Consider the following 17,876-nt stretch of genomic DNA (forward strand, 5'->3'; position numbering starts at 1 on the left):
TGATAACAGCGCGGTTCAGGGAGGATAGCGATGAGCATCGATGATATCAGTATTGAAACCGAGCGATTGATCCTGCGCCCGCCCAATGGCGATGATTTTGAAAGCTGGGCGGCGTTTCAATCCAATGCGGAAACCATGACTTTCATCGGCGGTGTCAAGAGCCGGGCGGAAAGCTGGCGTGACCTGTGCGGGATGGTGGGCGCATGGCATGTGCGCGGCTATGCGATGTTCTCGCTCATCCTCAAAGATAGTGGCCAGTGGATTGGGCGGATTGGACCCTGGTATCCCGATAGCTGGCCGGGCACGGAAGTCGGCTGGGGCGTGGCGCCTGAATATGCCGGCAAGGGCTATGCGCTGGAAGCGGCTGTGGCGAGCATGAACTATGCTGTCGATACGCTGGGATGGAGCGACATCTGTCATACGATTGATCCGGAAAACCATCCCTCGATCCGGCTGGCCGAACGGCTTGGGTCGACCAATCGTGGGCCAACCGCATTGCCCGAACCTTATCAGAACGCGCGGGTTGACGACTGGGGCCAATCACGCGAACAATGGATGGAGAATAGAAAGCAGTTTCAATAAGCTGCGACGAGAGGAGACCATGGCTATGGCCGAAGACCGATATCTCGATCCCTCGCGGGAACATTTTGATGCATTCAAGGCGCTGCCCCGCGATGTGCCGATCAACATGCTCAACCTGTTGCGATTTCATGAAACAGCGCAATATCCCGAGGATCACCCCAATGCGGCCCATGGCTGGACCGGCGCGCGGGCCTATGAGGAATATGGCAAGACCAGCGGACCGATTTTCAAACGGGTTGGCGGGACGATTATCTGGCGCGGCAAGATGGAAGCGATGGTGATCGGGCCGGATGACAAGCAATGGGACAGTTCGTTCATTGCGCGCTACCCCAATAGCGGCGCGTTTCTCGAAATGGTCACGGATCCCGAATATCAAAAGGCGGTGGTCAATCGGCAGGCGGCTGTTTTGACGTCCCGACTCATTCGATTCGGGGAAATGGATGGGCCGGACGGGTTTGGCTGAGAATCCCGATTTGGGACAGGTGGTTAACAGGAGATTGGCGGTTTAACCACGTTTCCTAACAAAAAATTAACGCTTTTTGGTGCAATTATCCGGGCATATTCAGGAGCATATTGCATGACACATCTATCCCGTTCCCTCTTGCTGACAGCGACGGCATTTACCTTGCCGCTGACCTTGGCCGCTTGCGGTAGCAACGAAGGCAATGAAGCCGAACTGGCCGAACTGGATGATAATCTGACCGCCGACCCGGCGATGAAAGATGCCCTGGAAGACCAGATATTGGTTGATCCCAATCTGACCGACCAGGCCAACACCAATGCGATCCGCGGAGCAAATGGCGCGATTGACGGGAAAGTGCCACCAGCCGGCGGCAAAGCTTATGCCAACGCGCAGTTCGAGGGCAAGATGCTCAGCGCGCCCAAGCCGCGTAACATGACATCGGATGACGAGTGCACCAGCTGCGCCGGTTCCGAAGGCGTAACTCTTGGTGCAAAGGCGCAGGCACAGCGCGGCAAAGGCACGTGCGATCAAAAGCTTAGCTATGATATGGGTTGGGCCAACCGGATGCCACCGGAATTTCCGGTCTATCCCAAGGCCAATGTCAAGGAAGCGGCCGGCGTTGAAGGCGGGCTATGCGACATTCGCGTGGTCAGCTTCTCCACCGCCAGCCCGATGAAAAATGTCGTGGACTATTATTACACCCAGGCCAAACGCGGCGGTTATAGCGCAGAATATCTGCTGCGCGGCAGCGAGCATGTCCTGGGCGGGACGCGCGGTTCGGACGATGGCGCCTATGTGATTACGCTCAACAGCCGCTCCGGCGGAGGCACCGTGGTCGATATTGTCGCCAGTAACGGGCGCTAAAGAATACCAAGATTACCGACGCCAGAATTTCGCATCTCACATCTGGCTGAAGGAGGGGCGGCTTCGGCGGCCCCTTTTCTTTGGCTGATGAACGGCCCTTATCTGTCTTAGACCGATCCTATTCCCGGTAACTGCCGCCGCCATCGACGGTGACATCGTTTGCGGTGGTAAAGCTCGCCCCTGCGCTGGACAGCCAGATCATCGCATTGGCGACTTCTTCCGCCTGGCCGACGCGGTTGATCGGATGATTGGAATTAAAGGCGACAACGGCCTCTTCATGGGTTCCGGGAAATGCGGCGAGATAGCGTTGGTACATCGGCGTATCGATGGCCCCCGGGTGGACGGTGTTTACCCGGACCTTGTTCCCCTGTGCGGCACAATGCAGCGCCAGTGATTTGCTCAGCGCCGTAACCGCGCCTTTGCTCGCAGAATAGGCCGCCATGCCAGATCCGGGGCGCATCGCGAGCATGGAGCCGACATTGACTATCGATCCGTCTTCATCGCTGTCCACGATTGCAGGCAGGGCCGCCCGGCAGCCGTAAAAGGTGCCGTTGAGATTAATGTCGATGGTTCGGCTCCAACTGTCGAGGTCCACATCATCAACCGCGCCGGGCTCGGAAATGCCTGCAATATTGAACAGGGTGGTAATCTTGCCAAACCTGTCCTGCGTTGCCTTTACCGCGGCATGCCATTGGTCAAGATTGCGGACGTCCAGCTCTATTGCTGCTGCGCGATCGCCCAAAGACGCGGCATGGGCCTGTGCTTTTTCGAGCTGGATATCGCCGAGCATGACGGATCCGCCTTCTTCGACAAATCGTCTGCCTGCGGTGCCGCCAATGCCTTCGGCGCCACCGGAAATAAGCGCAACTTTTCCGTCCATCATCCCCATAGTCTCTGCCCTTTGTCTGTTATCAGCGTTTGTCAAAAGTGAGCGGCAAAGACGATAGCCCGCGCAGCATCATATTGGGCGGATAGGTCAGTTCCGCGCCTTCCTTGATCCGGATATTGTCGATCCGTTTGGCAAATTCCTGAAAGGACACCGTCATTTCCTTACGCGACAACATATTACCGACGCACATGTGAATGCCTTTACCAAAGGCGAGATGAGTCCGCGCATTTTTGCGGTCCACCTGAAATTCATTGGGGTTCTCAAACTGCTTGGGATCGCGATTGGCGGCATGATAGCGCATCATCACCATCGCGCCCTTGGGCAGCATGACGCCGCCCAGTTCCGCATCCCGGTGCATCACCCGCCAGATACCGGAAGAGCCGCTCGACATCCGCAATACTTCTTCGACCGCATTGGGGATCAGCGAAGGATCGTCCTGAATCTTTTTATACTGGTCGGGGTTGGTCGCAAACAGGCGCAGGCCTTCGCCCAAAGCAGCGGTGGTCGTTTCGTTACCGGCCACCATCAGCTGCTGGACAATGGAAAGCGATTCCGCGTCATCAAGGGGGCGTTCGCCATCCACTTGCGCATTGACCAGATCGGACAGGATATCGTCTTTCGCCTCTTTTCGGCGCGCATCCATATTGGCTTTCAGCGCATGTTGATATTCCACCACTTCGCGTTCGGTTTCTAGTTGCCGCTCGCGGGTCATCATGCCGGATAACCGGTCCACAAAGGCATTGGTCCAGCGCTTGATCGTACCGGCATCGGCGACGTCCAGTCCCAGCTGCACGGCAATCGTTCTGACCGGCATGGGAATGGCATATTCTTCCATGAACTCACATTCGCCCTTGTCGATAAAGCCATCAATCAATTCGGTGGACATGGCCCTGATGCTGTCTTCGAGCTTGTTGACCTTGGGCATGGAGAAAGCGAGATTGACGAGTTTGCGGAAGCGGGTGTGCACGGGCTGGTCAGCCGTCAACAAGGTATTGACCTGCGGCCACCCTTCGGATTGGATGGCCTGAATTTCTTCATCATTCGCCAATTCTTCATCCGATTTTCCACCGGACAATAAAGCGGTGAAATTATTGGAAAAGTCATCCAGCCGACCAACGGCCTCGGATATCAGGTCATAGTCCAAGACAATGTAAGCACCGCTCGCTTCATCTAGAAAGACAGGGTTTTTGGCGCGCTGCTCTTCGTAAAAGTCGAATGGATCAACCAGGATATCCGGTTGAAAAAGGGATTTTGAGACCGCTTCGTTCATGTCATTATTCCTGCTGAATGTTCAATCAAAGGCGGGGGTAGGGACGCCTTCTGCATTGTAAACCGGGCTTTCCGCATCGACGCGATATTTGGCGCTGACCGCATTTTTCAGCCCAAAGCTGCCGATATGTGCGAGCATGCTCGAATAATGCACGTCCTTGAAATGCTGCGCGAGAGCTTCCTCGTCGGTCCATTCTTCAAACACTTCGATGCGTTCGGGGTTATTCATATCCGCAGCCCAGCTATAGCACAGACAGCCTTCCTGACTCAGAGCGCCGTCAATATAGGGCTGCGCCTTAATCAGACATTCTTCGCGTGTTGCCGGATCCACATCAATATGGGCTGCGATTAATATTTTAGCCATGCTTCAAATTCCCCCTAAAGCTTTTGTCCGCCCAGTTGAGCGACGACATTGAATATACGTTTTTTGTAGAGCCATTGGCCGTCAATTTTGACGAACTCATCATCATAGCGTCCGCCAGCAATACGCGGTTCGCCCTTTTCGACCAGGATCTCATGGGTCTGGTATCGGCCAGTGGCGGTGTTGCCGGTGACTTCAAGGCTGCCTGGTATGCCCAGGAAGCTGACAGCATCAAACTGGCTCATCGCGCCGTTCCAGAGGTTGACGATATTTTCGCGCCCCACGACCTCGGTGCCCATAAGCGACCAGACAGCATCTTCAGTCCAGAGGGCTCCCCAATCATCGGGGTCTGTCCGTAAAACGGCATCGCAATAGCTGTCGTGCAATTCCCGGATTGCCAGCCGGTCTTCTATTGGCCCTGAAAACATGGACTCATCCTCTCCTATTTATGAAAAGGATTACACGGTAAAAGCGCCCGACATGCAAGCTGCCATAAGTGCTAGCCTATTATCACCTAGTCCCCGCTGATGCGTTCAATATCGGCGCCTACAGCAGCGAGTTTTTCCTCGAGCCTCTCATAGCCGCGATCAAGATGATAGATGCGCTGCAACTGGGTTTCGCCTTCCGCTGCCAGCGCCGCGATCACGAGACTCATCGACGCCCGCAGATCGGTGGCCATGACCGGGGCACCGGTCATTTTCTTGACGCCACGCACAACGGCCGTTCGGCCCTTGGTCTCGATGTCCGCGCCCATCCGGTTGAGTTCGGGCACGTGCATATAGCGGTTTTCGAAAATCGTTTCGGTGAGCACGCTTGCTCCATCGGCCATGCAGAGCATAGCCATCAGCTGTGCCTGCATATCGGTGGCAAGGCCCGGGTAGGGTGCGGTCGAGAGAGTGAGTGGTTTCAGCGTTCCGTTGGCTGCAACCTTGATGCCTTTGTTATAGGGCTCAATATGCAGCCCTGCTTCGGTCAAGGCCGCTAAGGTCGCTTCCATTTCGTCCGCATTGGCGCCGACCAGATCAACCTCTCCGCCGGTAATGCCGACAGCGCAGGCATAGCTACCCGCTTCGATGCGGTCGGCCATCACCCGATAGGTGCAACCGTGCAGGCGGGGAACGCCGTGTATCGTTAGGTCGGATGATCCGATGCCTTCAATCTCTGCGCCCATTGCGACCAGCATATTGCACAGATCAATAATTTCCGGTTCCCGCGCGGCGTTTCTGAGGCGGCTCTCGCCATTGGCCAGCACGGCTGCCATCAGAGCGTTTTCGGTCGCGCCAACAGAAACGACGGCGAAGGTAAATTCACCACCCGGCAATCCGCCGTCCGGCTGGCGGGCAGTCACATAGCCGCTGGTCGTCTCAATAGTCGCGCCCAGCGCTTCAATCGCTTTCAAATGCAAATCAATCGGCCGGTTCCCTATCGCACAGCCGCCGGGCAAGGATACCCGGCATTCTCCAGCACGCGCCAACAAAGGCCCAAGCACGAGGATGGAAGCGCGCATCTTGCGGACAATGTCATAGGGCGCTTCGGTAGACGTGATCTTTCCGGCTTTCAGGGTCATTACCCGTCCGAAATCTTCCGGCCGCGCGCCTTCAATGGTGGTCGATACGCCAAGCTGATTGAGCAAATGGCCGAAACTGTCGACATCAGCGAGCCGTGGCAGGTTGCGCAACGTTACCGGCTCTTCGGTGAGCAGCGCGCAAGGCAGCAGAGTCAACGCACTGTTTTTAGCGCCAGAAATCGGAATAGGGCCAGACAGCTTTTTGCCGCCGCGAATTGAGATAATATCCATCGCGATGGTTTAGCGAAAATGAAGCGCCGCGCAAGCCGCAGCGGATGTAATCAATAGTCAAAACCCGGATTGGTGCGATTCAATTTGCGCATCAGGCCCGGCCAGACGAGGTTATCCCCCAGACCCGGCATGAAGGCAGGCGCGGTTTGCTGGTGCACGCGGTGGCCCATTTCTTCCGGTTCCTCGTGCAAATGCTCGGTCCCACCCACCGCTTGCGCCAGGATTTGGGTCTTGCAGGCATTTTCCAGAAAATACATGCGCAGGAAAGCCAATGCACAATTTTTACCTAGCGTCAGTGTCCCGTGATTGCGCAGGATAAGCAGGTTCTTTTCACCCACATCGGCAATCAGGCGCTCTCGCTCTTCCAGGTCCAGCGCAATGCCTTCATAATCGTGATAGGCCAGATCATCATGCACCTGCATCGAAAATTGGGTGTAACGGCGCAGGCCTTCTTTCTGGACCGAGACGGCGATACCATAAGGCGTGTGCACGTGAATGACGCATCCCGCATCTTCGCGGGCGCTGTGCACCGCGCTGTGGATGGTGAACCCGGCTGGATTGATGAAATAGGGAGTGTCCTGCTTTATATTGCCTTCCAGGTCTATCTTGACCAGCGAACTGGCGGTCATTTCGTCAAACATCACGCCATAAGGATTGATCAGAAACCGTTCTTCGCCATCTTCATCCGGCAAGCGCGCGGAGATGTGGGTGAAAACCAGATCGGTCCAGGCGTGCATCGCACAAAGTCGATAGGTTGCGGCGAGATCACAGCGCAATTTCCATTCCGCATCGGAGACTTTGCCTTCAAGTCGGTCAATGGTTGTCGGATCGGGAATATTGAACCCGGCATCGACCTGCATTGCGCTACCAGCGTCCTTTACTGCGGTGGCCATCACTTTCTCTCCTCATAGAATCGTTTCGATCTGTTGACACAATAATGGCATAATCTTGACCGCAAAGGACAGCTTTTTCTGCTTCGGACCTTGTCCGCGGGCGATCCTATCAACCGGATGGAAATTTTGATAAGCGTAATAGCACCCCAACCCCCCAAGAAGGCCAATCATGCCAGAACAAATCGATACCGGACCCGAACGTCCCTGCGTGATTCTCACAGAGCTGCGGTCTGGCATGCAGGCTTGCCTGCGGCCATTGCACCCGTCTGATCAGGATGAGATCGAGCGCGGAATCATGGAATTGTCCGACCGCTCCCGCTATTTGCGCTTCTTTTCCAGCTTCAAGACCGTGCCGCCATCGGTCGTGGAAAAGCTGTCGGCTGTGGACGGTGAGAATCATATTGCCTGGGGCGTGGTCGATATGGATGAGGATCATCATCCGGGCATTGCCGCGGCCCATGCCATCAGGAACCCGGACGATCCAACCAGTGGCGAGTTCGCGATTGCGGTACTCGATGACTATCATGGCAAAGGCGTGTCTCGCGTTCTTATCGCGGCTTTATTCTCGGATTGCGTGGCGAAAGGACTGCGAACAATGGATATCGCGATCATGCGCGAGAACAGAAAAGCCGTTCGCCTCGTCGCCGCACTTGGCGCCAAGATAACGCACAGTGAAGGCCCTGTGGCCTATTATCGGCTTGATCTGACAAGCGCACTGAATGCTTTGCGGGCAATGGAAAAGCCAATCGGGTTGAGCGAAGTCTTTGCTGCTTTTGATAGTCCAGCCACACTTGGTCATCCATAGATACAGCCTATCAACAACCATTATTCTTGACGATTGAAAGGGATATATGGCTATGAACAGGTTTTACATTCATTCAGGCGGAGACCAGATTCAATGACAAACGGCAGCGCGCAAAGCCTGAATACCGGAATTTTCGGATGGATTGAGCGAACAGGCAACAAGCTTCCAGACCCGGTCTTTCTGTTTTTCTACCTGATCCTTTTCGTTGTTGCCTTGTCGGTTGTGGCCGATCTGCTGGGTTGGTCAGCCATACATCCGATCGCGGTCGACCCGGACACCGGTGAACGCACGGTCATTGCCGCGACGAGTTTGCTCTCTGCCGATAATATCCGGCGGTTATGGGTAGAGATGCCCAAGACTTTCACCCATTTCCATCCGCTCGGCTACGTGCTGGTGGTGATGCTCGGCGCCGGCGTGGCAGAGCGCTCGGGCCTGTTCGGCACTGCGATGCGCGCAGGCGTGCGCAACGCGCCGACATTCCTGCTCACGCCGATTGTCGCGCTGGTGGCGATGCTCGGCAATCTGGCGGCGGACGCGGCCTATGTGGTTTTGATTCCCTTGGCGGGTGTTATTTTTGCTGCTGCCGGCCGCCATCCGATTGCGGGCATAGCTGCTGCTTTTGCGGGCGTATCCGGCGGGTTCTCGGCAAATCTGTTTCCGGGACAGCTCGATGCCCTGCTATTCGGCATTACCCAAGCGGCTGCGGAAACCGTGTTTCCGGGCTGGGAAGCCAATATTGCCGGAAACTGGTATTTTATCTTTGTCATGACTTTCGTTTTTCTGCCGGTCATTTGGTATGTCACCGACAAGATTATCGAACCGCGCATGGGTACCTATAGCGGATCGATCAACCCCAGCGGCAATGTTGCTGATAGCGACGAACCTGCTGATGATGTGCAGGATCGTCCACTCGATGAGGGTGAGAAACGCGGTCTGCGCTATGCGGGCCTTGCAACGCTTGGCGTAATCGCGCTTTGGCTGTTGATGACCGTTGGTCCCGGTACGGCGCTGATCGATGAAACCGCTTCGGCGGAGGCACAGTTCACGCCCTTTTACCAATCGCTGGTCGCCGGTTTCTTTTTGCTCTTCCTGCTTGCGGGCTGGGCCTATGGCAAGGGCGTCGGCAATATCAAAACCCATCGTGATCTTGTCAAGATGATGAGCGACAGCATGGCCGACATGGCCTATTTCCTGGTTCTCGCCTTCATGGTCGCGCATTTTGTGGCGATGTTCGGATGGTCGAATCTCGGCCTGATTACCGCAGTCCATGGCGCAGAGATGCTGCAAAGCCTTGATCTGCCCGCGCCAATATTATTAGCCCTGGTGGTCATATTCGTCGCAGTTATGAATCTGTTTGTTGGCTCGGCCAGTGCCAAATGGGCGCTGCTCGCGCCAATATTGGTGCCGATGCTGATGCTGATCGGGGTCAGCGCGGAAACCACCACGGCAGCCTATCGCGTGGGTGACAGCGCGACCAATATCATAACGCCGCTAATGGTCTATTTCCCGCTCATCCTGATCTTCTGTCAGCGCTGGAACAAGGATTTCGGTATTGGCAACCTGACTGCGATGATGCTGCCCTATGCGCTCTGGTTGCTCGGCGCAGGACTGGCACTGATCATGGTCTGGGTGGCGTTTGAAATCCCGCTGGGCCCCGCATCCCCGGTCTTCGCGCCGCCGCCTTTAGCGGCCAACTAAGCCGAGGTCCGGGCTGTCCCTGTCACCAAAGAGATGGGTATCAAACCAACGGATATTATGTTCCATCGCTGCCATCCACTCCTTTGGCCGTGATATGACGTGACCTGTATCTTCATAGATAATCAGTTCGGTTTCGACGCCAGCATCCTTAAGTCCGCGGAAGAATTCCATCCCATTGGCGAAGGGCACCCGGTTATCATCTCGGCCATGTTGGATCAGCGTCGGTGTGACCGCATTTTTGATCGAGCCCATGGCTCCTGTTGCTTTGTAAATTTCCGGATCATCCGATGGTGTTGCTTTCAGATAGGCGAGCGGGCTGGTGGGCTGATCACTTAGCCCATAATAGGTTGCGTAGCTGGTTATCCCTGCACCCACGGAAAACGCCTTGAAGCGCGTCGTTCGCACGGCGAGTCCCGCAGTCACTGAGCCGCCGGCGCTCCAGCCCATGGCACCGAGTTTTTCGGGGTCGGCTATCCCGATTTTTATCAAGTGATCGATCCCGGACTCGATGTCTACCGTGTAGCCGATCCCCAAGGAGCGAACGTTGGCTGCCATCAGTTCGTCGGTATAGCTTCCCGACCCCCGGTAATTGGGTTCAAAAATTGCGGCCCCTTTGCGCAGCCAATATTCGGTCGGATAGACTTCATCTGGCATGCGCCGTGGGCGTGCGGCGATTGATGGACCCCCATGAGCGATAACCAGCACCGGCATAGGTCCATCCAGCCGGTTTTCCGGAGCTGGTAAGGTCAGAACGCCTTCCAAATCCAGTCCGTCCGGCGTGGTCCACTGAACCAGACGTACTTCCGTATTCGGCCAGTCGGCAATCGCCTGACTGAATTGAGTAAGGCGCCTTTCATCAGCATATCCGGTCGCCGTCACTTTGCGGGTGTAAATCTCCTTCGCACGCTCACCATCCACCGCGCCAAACGCAACAGTTTTGCCGTCAGCGGTAAAGGAATATCCCTCTACCCGGCCGCGACCAGCGGTCAAATTGGTGACAACACGCGTATCCAAATCCATGCGGTACAGATGGCTTTCGACCCGATATTGCGACATGAAAAATATCGAGTTACCTTGCCAGCCAATAATATTGGCATCATTATACTTATCGGTACTATTGCTGATCTGTTCGATCTTTCCGCCTTCAATCGGGGTCAGGCCCATCCAATATTGACGGGTATAGTAATAAGGCGGCTCGCCCATATGAAAGGCCACGGTCTTGCCATCGGGAGAGACTTTAGGGTCGAGATCCATGCCAGGACGGCGGACAACAGGGCGCTGCTTGGCGGTCGCGATATTGACCGCGGAAATATCCTGCGTACCCAAATCATAGGGCGATCCGCTATTGGCATGATCGAACAGGATTTCCTTACTGTCGGGTGTGAACGTAAAGCTGCCGCCAAAGAAGCTGCCAATGGTGAAGGCCGTGCCTCCTGTCAGCCGCCGTAAGGGTGCCTCTGTGTCCGCATGTTCGGCGCGCTCGGTAATCGGTGCTTTGGCACTCGCGGCCTTTGTCAGGTCGAGCAACCACAGATGGTCGCGGCCGGAATAATCGTCGGCAAATGCGAAACTGCCATAAGCTTTTTCCACCTGTGCTTTGGATTTTGCTGGTCGCTCGCTCAGTTTCAAAGCCATGTAGCGGCCATCAGGCGACCAGATATAGGAATTGATTCCACCCGGTAAAGCCGTGATTTGGCGCACGTCGCTGCCGTCGCGGTTCATCAGGAAAATCTGGGTGCCGATATCGGTATTGGCTTGATAGGAAATCAGCTTGCCATCAGGAGACCAGGCAATATCGCCGGATGATCCTTTGGGATTGTTGGTCAGCTGAAAGGTCTTGCCATTTTCCGTGAGATGGATTTCGCGATCAAAGCGGTTTTTCTCCCAGTCCGCTGTCCGGATCGTGAAGGCTACTGCCTTGCCGTCTGGCGATATGGATGGCGCTCCGGGGGTTTCAATCGATACGATGCATTCCAGCACGCCATCGCTGCAGCGGTTCTCGGTAGCGGACGGTGAAACGGTTTTGTCAGCAGCCTGGGCTGGAATGGCCGCTGTGCACATCAAGAAAATGGTGCAGAACAGGGAAAAGGAACGTTTCATTGTGAGGGCCTTCTGAAGGATGGAGGAATTATCCAAAAAGAAACTGAGGAACGTCGAAGATGAGGTGACAGTGATCTAGCAACGATTTTCTGCTTATTCTCGCTTTTAATCGTTATAAAGTCGGCGTAAATATGCGTATGAAGTGGAAAATATGACGAATAACGCAACCATCACGATATCTGATCTGGATGATTTTGATCGGCGGATTCTGAAGATTGTCCAAAGCGACAATCAGCGCACGCATGCCGATATAGGTGAAGCGGTGGGCTTGTCAGCGTCCGCGGTAAGGCGGCGGCTGAAACTGCTGCGAGATACGGGTTTCATTGAAAAAGACGTGGCGGTGCTGCGCAGCGGTGAAATCGGCGTTCGCTTGATCGTCCTTGTTTCCTTTCAGAATGAAAGCATCGAAGCCTTTGATGCCTTTGACGAACAGATTCGCGTCACGCCCGAGATTCTGCAGGGCTATCATATCTCAGGCCCCGTCGACTATTGCCTGGTGGTGCAGGGCCCCAGTCTGGAATGGTATGAGGATTGGGGCAAACAGACCTTTATGAGCAACCCCGCCATCAGGCGGTATGATAGCCATGTCATCTGGTCTTGCAAAAAGTTCGAGACAGCGATCCCGTTATAAGATGGGCTGGGCCCGCTTCATCGAGGCCAGAACAGCTTAATCGCGGAGCAGTCCCAGAGCCGAATAAGCTTTATCCACCGTCGGCTGGGCCAAAGCCTGCGCCCGTTCGGCACCATCACGCAAGATAGCGTCGATCGCTCCTTCGTCCTGACGCAATTCTTCATACCGGTTGCGGATCGGGGACAGCTTGGAAACGGCAAGATCGGCCAGGGCCGGTTTGAAGGCACCAAAGCCTTGTCCGGCATGTTGGTCGAGCACTGCCTGGGGTGTGCTGTCTTCCAGCGCAGCATAAATACCGACCAGATTTGTCGCCTCTGCACGGCCCTCCAAGTCCTCCAGCTTGCCGGGCAAAGGATCGGCATCTGTACGCGCCTTTTTGATCTTCTTGGCGATGGTGTCGTCATCATCGGTCATGTTGATCCGGCTCAGGTCCGACGGATCGGATTTGCTCATTTTCGCTGCACCATCGCGCAACGACATGATCCGAGCAGCCGTTGCGCCGATATAGGGCTCGGGTAGCGTGAAAACCTCTTGTTCGGTATCGCTGTTAAACTTCGTCGCGATATCGCGGGCCAGCTCCAGATGCTGTTTCTGATCCTCGCCCACCGGCACATGGGTGGCCTGATAAATCAGCACGTCGGCGGCCTGCAGAACGGGATAGCCGTAAAGGCCCAGTGAGCTGCGCTGTTTATGCTTACCGGATTTTTCCTTGAACTGCGTCATGCGATCCAACCAGCCCATTGGTGTGTTGCAAATCAACAACCATGCCAGCTCGGCATGCTGGGGAACCCGGGCCTGATTGAACAATATCGATTTTTGCGTATCGACCCCGGCAGCGATCAACGCCGCCGTCATGTCACGACAATTGGCAGACAATTCTGCTGGATCATTGGGCACTGTAATCGCATGCAAGTCAGCGAGAAAGAAAAGGCATTCCGATTCCTGCTGCAGCTTCACCCAGTTTTTGATCGCGCCCAGATAATTGCCGAGATGGAGATTACCCGTGGGCTGTATGCCCGAAACCGTACGCATGATCATTGTCCTTTTTGTGCTGCCTCATCGGCTGCCTTCTTCTTGGTTAGTAGGGCGATCTTGTCGCGATCTACCGCGCCCGTCACCCATGCCAGCACCGCATAAACAAGACCGCCGGCGCTGACCAGAGCGGTTATTGACCCGATCCGCTGCCAGATGGTGCCATCATATAACCCTTCGCCAATCGGCGCGGCATAGATTAACACAATAGCCATGCCAGCTGCCGAAATGGTGATCCGAATGATTCGCAGCAGCAGTGAGATTTCCAGATGAAAATGACCGCGCCGGTGCAGCATCGTGTAAAGCATGGCGCAATTAGCCCACGCCGCCACGGCTCCGGCAAAAGCCAGCCCGACAATGCCGTAGATCGGAATGAGCAGCAGATTGAGCGCGATGTTGATAAACAAGGAAATGGCTGCAGTATAAACCGGAGTTTTGGTATCTTTGCGCGCGAAAAACCCAGGGATCAGAACTTTGACGAGAACATAGGCTGGTAGGCCGACGACTAGCGCAGCGACCACGCTCGCGGTGGTCCCGCCATCGCTCGCTTTGAAATTGCCACCGACATAAAAGGACGTAACCAGTGGCCCTGCAGCGAAGAACAGAGCAATGGTCGCGGGAATGGTCAATAACATCGCCAGCTCGATGGCGTTGCTCTGCAATCTCTGTGCGCCGCCCTGGTCGTCCTTGGCAATGAAGCGCGACAGGGCAGGCAGGATTGCGGTGCCCAGTGCAATACCGATAATGCCAAGCGGCAACTGGTTGAGCCGGTCGGCCATAGCCAGATAGACGAAGCTGCCTTCCGGCAGGCGGCCCAGAAAAAACAAGTCAATGAAGCGGCTGATCTGATAAATTCCGGCACCAAATATTGCGGGCAGGATCAGGACGCCGAGTTCTTTGACGTCTGGGGTGATCCTCGGTTTCCGGATCGCAAAGGTAAAGCCAGCCTTTCTGGCCCAGTAATAGAGCCACAGCATCTGAAACAAGCCGGCCAAGGCAACGCCCATCGCGAGAAAATACGCGGCTTGTCGAGGATCTTGGCCACCATCTATCCAAAGCGCAATCAGCAAGGCTGAGATCATGCAAATATTCAGCATGATTGGAGCCGCAGCGGCAGCGGCAAAGCGGCTCAGACTGTTCAAGATCGCAGCGAAGAGCGTCGTCATGCTGATCAGGCCAAGATAGGGAAAGGTTATCCGCGCCAGTGAAATGGAGAATTCCGAAGTCCGACCACCTTCTCCAAAATCGTCAATCAGCCAGATGATACCCGGCATTGCCAGCATCATGATGGCTGAGAAAACAAGCAAAATCGGAACGAATACCGATAGCACATCAACCGCAAAATTCTGTGCGGCAGAGCGTTGCTCATCCTCTTCCATCTTGCGGTTGAACAGCGGTACGAAAGCGGCTGAAAAGGCCCCTTCGGCAAATAGCCTGCGAAAGATATTGGGGAGCTGAAACGCGAGTTGCCATGCGTCTGCCGCCGCGCCTGCACCAAGGACTCGCGCGAGCATGATATCGCGCACGAACCCAAATATGCGGCTGACCATTGTCAGTCCCGCTATGGTTCCGGTAGATTTTAGCAGGTTCACCAGCGCGCCCTGATACGGTCACGCAGCATATTCATGCCCCTGAAGACGTTATGCTCAGGCGTTACCAACCGGTTGTTCTCCAGATTGCATCGCGGCTTGCTGCTCACGCTGCTGCATATAGAGTGCGGTGAAGTCAATCGGCTCAAGCATCAGTGGCTGGAATCCGGCATCGCGTACGGCGTCGGAAATGATTGCGCGAGCAAATGGGAAGAGCAAGCGCGGTGCTTCAGCAAACAGGAACGGATGGGCTTGTTCATCAGAGACATTGCGCAATCCGAAAAGGCCGCAGTAAAGCAGCTCAACCTGAAAGGCGATGCCTTGGTCCGCTTTTGCTACCACATCGATTTTCAGCTCAACTTCATTAACCTCATCCGAAACCGGCTTCGAACCGATATTGAACTGAACATCAATCTGTGGCTGGGTTTCCCACTGATAAACATCGGGAGCATTTGGGTTTTCGACTGAAAGGTCTTTCACATATTGCGAGATAACACCGATTTGTGGTTGATTGTCAGCCCCATTGGCTGCCGTTTCTGGAGTGGTGATATTGTCATTTTCGTCAGCCATTTGGCTCGTCCTTTCGGAAAAATAGAATCATAATGTCGAGGAAGTATCGCAACGCCCCGTTTGCAGCGCGCCTAGCAGGGGATTAGAGGCAGGGCAATGCCTCAAATATGTCTGCTCTTCCAGTCGATAAGCGGCGGGCATCAGTAATATTCCGTAAGGCCATATTCACAAAGCTTGGCTTAGTTTAGCCGATAAGAGCTCCTTAAAGCAGACAACAGATCGCGAAATACGCGCCGGAAAAGAGAAAGCCATTTGAAACTGGCGCAATTCCTGCCTATGTAGAGGGGAATTTGAGATATTGGAGATATCGTGACTATCGAGATTGTTCTGTTAGCGATGGTAGCTGCTTTTCTGGGCCTGCGCCTCTATTCCGTATTGGGAAAACGCACCGGTCATGAACAGGAGCATACCCCCCGAAACATAGAGAACGGCTTGGATAAGCGTCCTCAGGATCGGACCGCGCGCGAAGATAATCGCGATGGTCCTATTCCGGATATCGTGCCAGCTTCGCCGGCTCCTGCACCGCAACCGGCGATGATCTATGACGCCGCAGCCGAATCGGGCATACGCGCCATCATCAATGCTGATCGCAATTTTGACGCCGGTCGCTTTGTCGAAGGTGCCAAGGCGGCCTATGATATGATTTTGGAGGCTTTCTGGACCGGAGACCGCGAACAGCTCAAAGAATTGTGTGATGATGATGTCTATGAAAGCTTTATCACCGCTATTGAAGCGCGGGAAAAGAACGGCGAGATTCTTGAAAACCGGCTGGTGCGGATCGAAGACGCGCGCATTGCTGATGCTGATTATGATCGGCCGATGGCTCGTATCACCGTACGTTTTGATGCCGATATTGCTGCTGTCGTTAAAGACAAGGACGGCAAACTGATCGGTGGCTCATTGACGGATGCCGTGGAGACGCATGATGTTTGGACCTTCATGCGTGATCTTTCCAGCGCCAATCCGAACTGGATTCTTGACGAGACCGATGAAGCTTAACGCGTTCGCGGAACTCAGCACTAAGATTATGAAAATCGGGGGATTGTTTGGCGCGATGGCGCTTGTTAGCGCCTGTTCGCTATCCATTATCCCGGAAGGAACAGCCCGCGGTGCACCGCCTGAAGGCGGGGAATGGGTTGCGGGCCCGCAACCGGTCTCTCAGCCAACGCGCCCAACGGTTTGGCAAACCCCGGTCCGGCAAACGGCGGGAACAATTGAAGCCATTGCCTCTGACCAAGTCACTCCCATTTCTGATGACGACACCAGAGCCACCGGAGCTGGAATTGCTCTCGGTCGCGATATAGCATCGCTCAACTTGCAACCGGTAAAGGCACGCGCGGCGCTGCAATCGTTCCGCACCAGCTGTTCGTCTTTGGTGCGTCGCACCGACAATAGCGGCCTGACCCAGGGTGAAGATTGGCGTCAGTCCTGCGAGGCTGCAACCAACTGGCCGGAAGATGACGCACGACAATTTTTTGAACGCTATTTTGAAGCGGTGCAGGTTGGAGATGGCAAAGCCTTTGCCACCGGCTATTTTGAACCCCAGATTCAGGGATCGCGCGTGCGCAACAATGGCAGTCAGGTTCCGATTTACCGGCGCCCAACCAATTTGCTCGATGTTGATCTTGGCCTATTTTCGGAAGATTTGAAGGACAAGCGTATCCGGGGCAAAATCAATGGCACGCGGTTGGTGCCGTTTGAAGAACGCGCGCAGATTGATGATGGTGCGTTGGAAGGCAAGGGTCTCGAGTTGGCCTGGGCGTCTGATCATATCGAATTTTTCTTTTTGCAAATCCAGGGTTCGGGCCGGATCGCCATGCCCGACGGTTCAGTCATGCGGATTGGCTATGACGGACAGAATGGCCGTGACTATACCGGCATCGGCCGGGTGATGCGCGAACGCGGCCTGCTTGCCGATGGCAAGGCCAACATGCAGGGTATTGTCGAATGGTTGCGCGCAAATCCCGAAGAGGGGCGCAAGATCATGCGCGAAAACAAGAGCTATATCTTCTTTCGCGAACTCACAGGCCCCGGCCCGCTAGGCGCTATGGGTCATCCGGTTGTTGGCCGGACATCGGTCGCAACCGATCCCAAATTCGTTCCGCTTGGCGCACCCGTGTTTCTGGATATGGAGCATAATATCGCAGACGGCCTTTGGGTTGCGCAGGATACCGGGGGAGCGATCAAAGGTTCGAACCGGTTTGATACTTTCTGGGGCGCAGGCGAAGAGGCGGCACAAATTGCTGGCGGCATGTCGTCGCGCGGACAGGCGCTTATCTTCCTGCCCAAGGGCAGTGTCGCCAAGCTTCTCCAGACAAGGCAAGGCTACTAG

Annotated in this window: 18 protein-coding genes; 8 read left to right on the forward strand and 10 right to left on the reverse strand. The window is 55.1% G+C overall.

Annotated features, from left to right (window positions below; all coding sequences use genetic code 11):
• Positions 1–30 precede the first annotated feature (30 nt).
• From ACO6S1_RS05610 to ACO6S1_RS05620, 3 genes are all read left to right on the forward strand, one after another.
• Positions 31–582, forward strand: a complete 552-nt coding sequence (locus ACO6S1_RS05610; RefSeq protein ID WP_422345337.1) for a GNAT family N-acetyltransferase — start codon at positions 31–33, stop codon at positions 580–582.
• Positions 583–607: 25 nt separating this feature from the next.
• Positions 608–1,045, forward strand: a complete 438-nt coding sequence (locus tag ACO6S1_RS05615; protein WP_422345338.1) for a DUF1330 domain-containing protein — start codon at positions 608–610, stop codon at positions 1,043–1,045.
• Between the two features lie 114 nt (positions 1,046–1,159).
• Positions 1,160–1,909 carry a hypothetical protein gene (locus tag ACO6S1_RS05620; RefSeq protein WP_422345339.1) on the forward strand — a complete coding sequence of 250 codons (750 nt, stop codon included), beginning with the start codon at positions 1,160–1,162 and terminating at the stop codon, positions 1,907–1,909.
• A 118-nt stretch (positions 1,910–2,027) separates the two neighbouring features.
• Here ACO6S1_RS05620 and ACO6S1_RS05625 read toward each other — a convergent pair whose 3' ends face one another.
• From ACO6S1_RS05625 to ACO6S1_RS05650, 6 genes are all read right to left on the reverse strand, one after another.
• Entirely contained in the window at positions 2,028–2,792 is a 765-nt protein-coding gene (locus ACO6S1_RS05625) for an SDR family NAD(P)-dependent oxidoreductase (RefSeq protein ID WP_422345340.1), read from the reverse strand.
• A 28-nt stretch (positions 2,793–2,820) separates the two neighbouring features.
• Positions 2,821–4,068, reverse strand: a complete 1,248-nt coding sequence (locus ACO6S1_RS05630; RefSeq protein ID WP_422345341.1) for a cytochrome P450 — start codon at positions 4,066–4,068, stop codon at positions 2,821–2,823.
• 21 nt (positions 4,069–4,089) lie between these two features.
• Positions 4,090–4,431, reverse strand: a complete 342-nt coding sequence (locus ACO6S1_RS05635; RefSeq protein ID WP_422345342.1) for a putative quinol monooxygenase — start codon at positions 4,429–4,431, stop codon at positions 4,090–4,092.
• A gap of 14 nt (positions 4,432–4,445) precedes the next feature.
• Positions 4,446–4,856, reverse strand: coding sequence for a nuclear transport factor 2 family protein (locus ACO6S1_RS05640; RefSeq protein WP_422345343.1), 411 nt, complete (start codon positions 4,854–4,856; stop codon positions 4,446–4,448).
• A gap of 86 nt (positions 4,857–4,942) precedes the next feature.
• Positions 4,943–6,226 carry a UDP-N-acetylglucosamine 1-carboxyvinyltransferase gene (murA, locus tag ACO6S1_RS05645; protein ID WP_422345344.1) on the reverse strand — a complete coding sequence of 428 codons (1,284 nt, stop codon included), beginning with the start codon at positions 6,224–6,226 and terminating at the stop codon, positions 4,943–4,945.
• Between the two features lie 50 nt (positions 6,227–6,276).
• Positions 6,277–7,119, reverse strand: coding sequence for a class II aldolase/adducin family protein (locus tag ACO6S1_RS05650; RefSeq protein WP_422345345.1), 843 nt, complete (start codon positions 7,117–7,119; stop codon positions 6,277–6,279).
• A 169-nt stretch (positions 7,120–7,288) separates the two neighbouring features.
• Between ACO6S1_RS05650 and ACO6S1_RS05655 the strand changes: the two genes are divergently transcribed.
• On the forward strand, positions 7,289–7,924 hold the full coding sequence (locus tag ACO6S1_RS05655) for a GNAT family N-acetyltransferase (protein ID WP_422345346.1): 636 nt from the start codon (positions 7,289–7,291) through the stop codon (positions 7,922–7,924).
• 93 nt (positions 7,925–8,017) lie between these two features.
• Entirely contained in the window at positions 8,018–9,622 is a 1,605-nt protein-coding gene (locus ACO6S1_RS05660) for an AbgT family transporter (protein ID WP_422345347.1), read from the forward strand.
• Here ACO6S1_RS05660 and ACO6S1_RS05665 read toward each other — a convergent pair.
• A complete protein-coding gene (locus ACO6S1_RS05665; RefSeq protein WP_422345348.1) occupies positions 9,608–11,722 on the reverse strand; it encodes a S9 family peptidase in 2,115 nt (704 codons plus the stop codon). The genes ACO6S1_RS05660 and ACO6S1_RS05665 overlap by 15 nt on opposite strands.
• Positions 11,723–11,873: 151 nt before the next feature.
• On the opposite strand from ACO6S1_RS05665, the gene ACO6S1_RS05670 reads away from it, so the two are divergent.
• Positions 11,874–12,353, forward strand: coding sequence for an Lrp/AsnC family transcriptional regulator (locus ACO6S1_RS05670; protein ID WP_422345349.1), 480 nt, complete (start codon positions 11,874–11,876; stop codon positions 12,351–12,353).
• A 36-nt stretch (positions 12,354–12,389) separates the two neighbouring features.
• Here ACO6S1_RS05670 and trpS read toward each other — a convergent pair whose 3' ends face one another.
• From trpS to secB, 3 genes are read right to left on the reverse strand one after another with little or no spacing between them, the layout of a single operon-like run.
• The gene (gene trpS, locus ACO6S1_RS05675) at positions 12,390–13,385 is read right to left on the reverse strand and encodes a tryptophan--tRNA ligase (protein ID WP_422345350.1); all 996 of its coding nucleotides are present in this window, start codon (positions 13,383–13,385) and stop codon (positions 12,390–12,392) included.
• 2 nt (positions 13,386–13,387) lie between these two features.
• On the reverse strand, positions 13,388–14,977 hold the full coding sequence (gene murJ / locus ACO6S1_RS05680) for a murein biosynthesis integral membrane protein MurJ (RefSeq protein ID WP_422345351.1): 1,590 nt from the start codon (positions 14,975–14,977) through the stop codon (positions 13,388–13,390).
• 54 nt (positions 14,978–15,031) lie between these two features.
• Positions 15,032–15,544 carry a protein-export chaperone SecB gene (secB, locus tag ACO6S1_RS05685; RefSeq protein ID WP_422345352.1) on the reverse strand — a complete coding sequence of 171 codons (513 nt, stop codon included), beginning with the start codon at positions 15,542–15,544 and terminating at the stop codon, positions 15,032–15,034.
• Positions 15,545–15,880: 336 nt separating this feature from the next.
• Here secB and ACO6S1_RS05690 point away from each other — a divergent pair, with 336 nt between their 5' ends.
• Both ACO6S1_RS05690 and ACO6S1_RS05695 read left to right on the forward strand, forming a co-directional pair.
• On the forward strand, positions 15,881–16,543 hold the full coding sequence (locus ACO6S1_RS05690) for a Tim44/TimA family putative adaptor protein (RefSeq protein ID WP_422346147.1): 663 nt from the start codon (positions 15,881–15,883) through the stop codon (positions 16,541–16,543).
• Positions 16,544–16,571: 28 nt separating this feature from the next.
• Complete coding sequence (locus ACO6S1_RS05695) at positions 16,572–17,876, forward strand: murein transglycosylase A (protein WP_422345353.1); 1,305 nt, start codon at positions 16,572–16,574, stop codon at positions 17,874–17,876.

The organism is Parasphingorhabdus sp. (assembly GCF_965233695.1).
Taxonomy (GTDB): domain Bacteria; phylum Pseudomonadota; class Alphaproteobacteria; order Sphingomonadales; family Sphingomonadaceae; genus Parasphingorhabdus.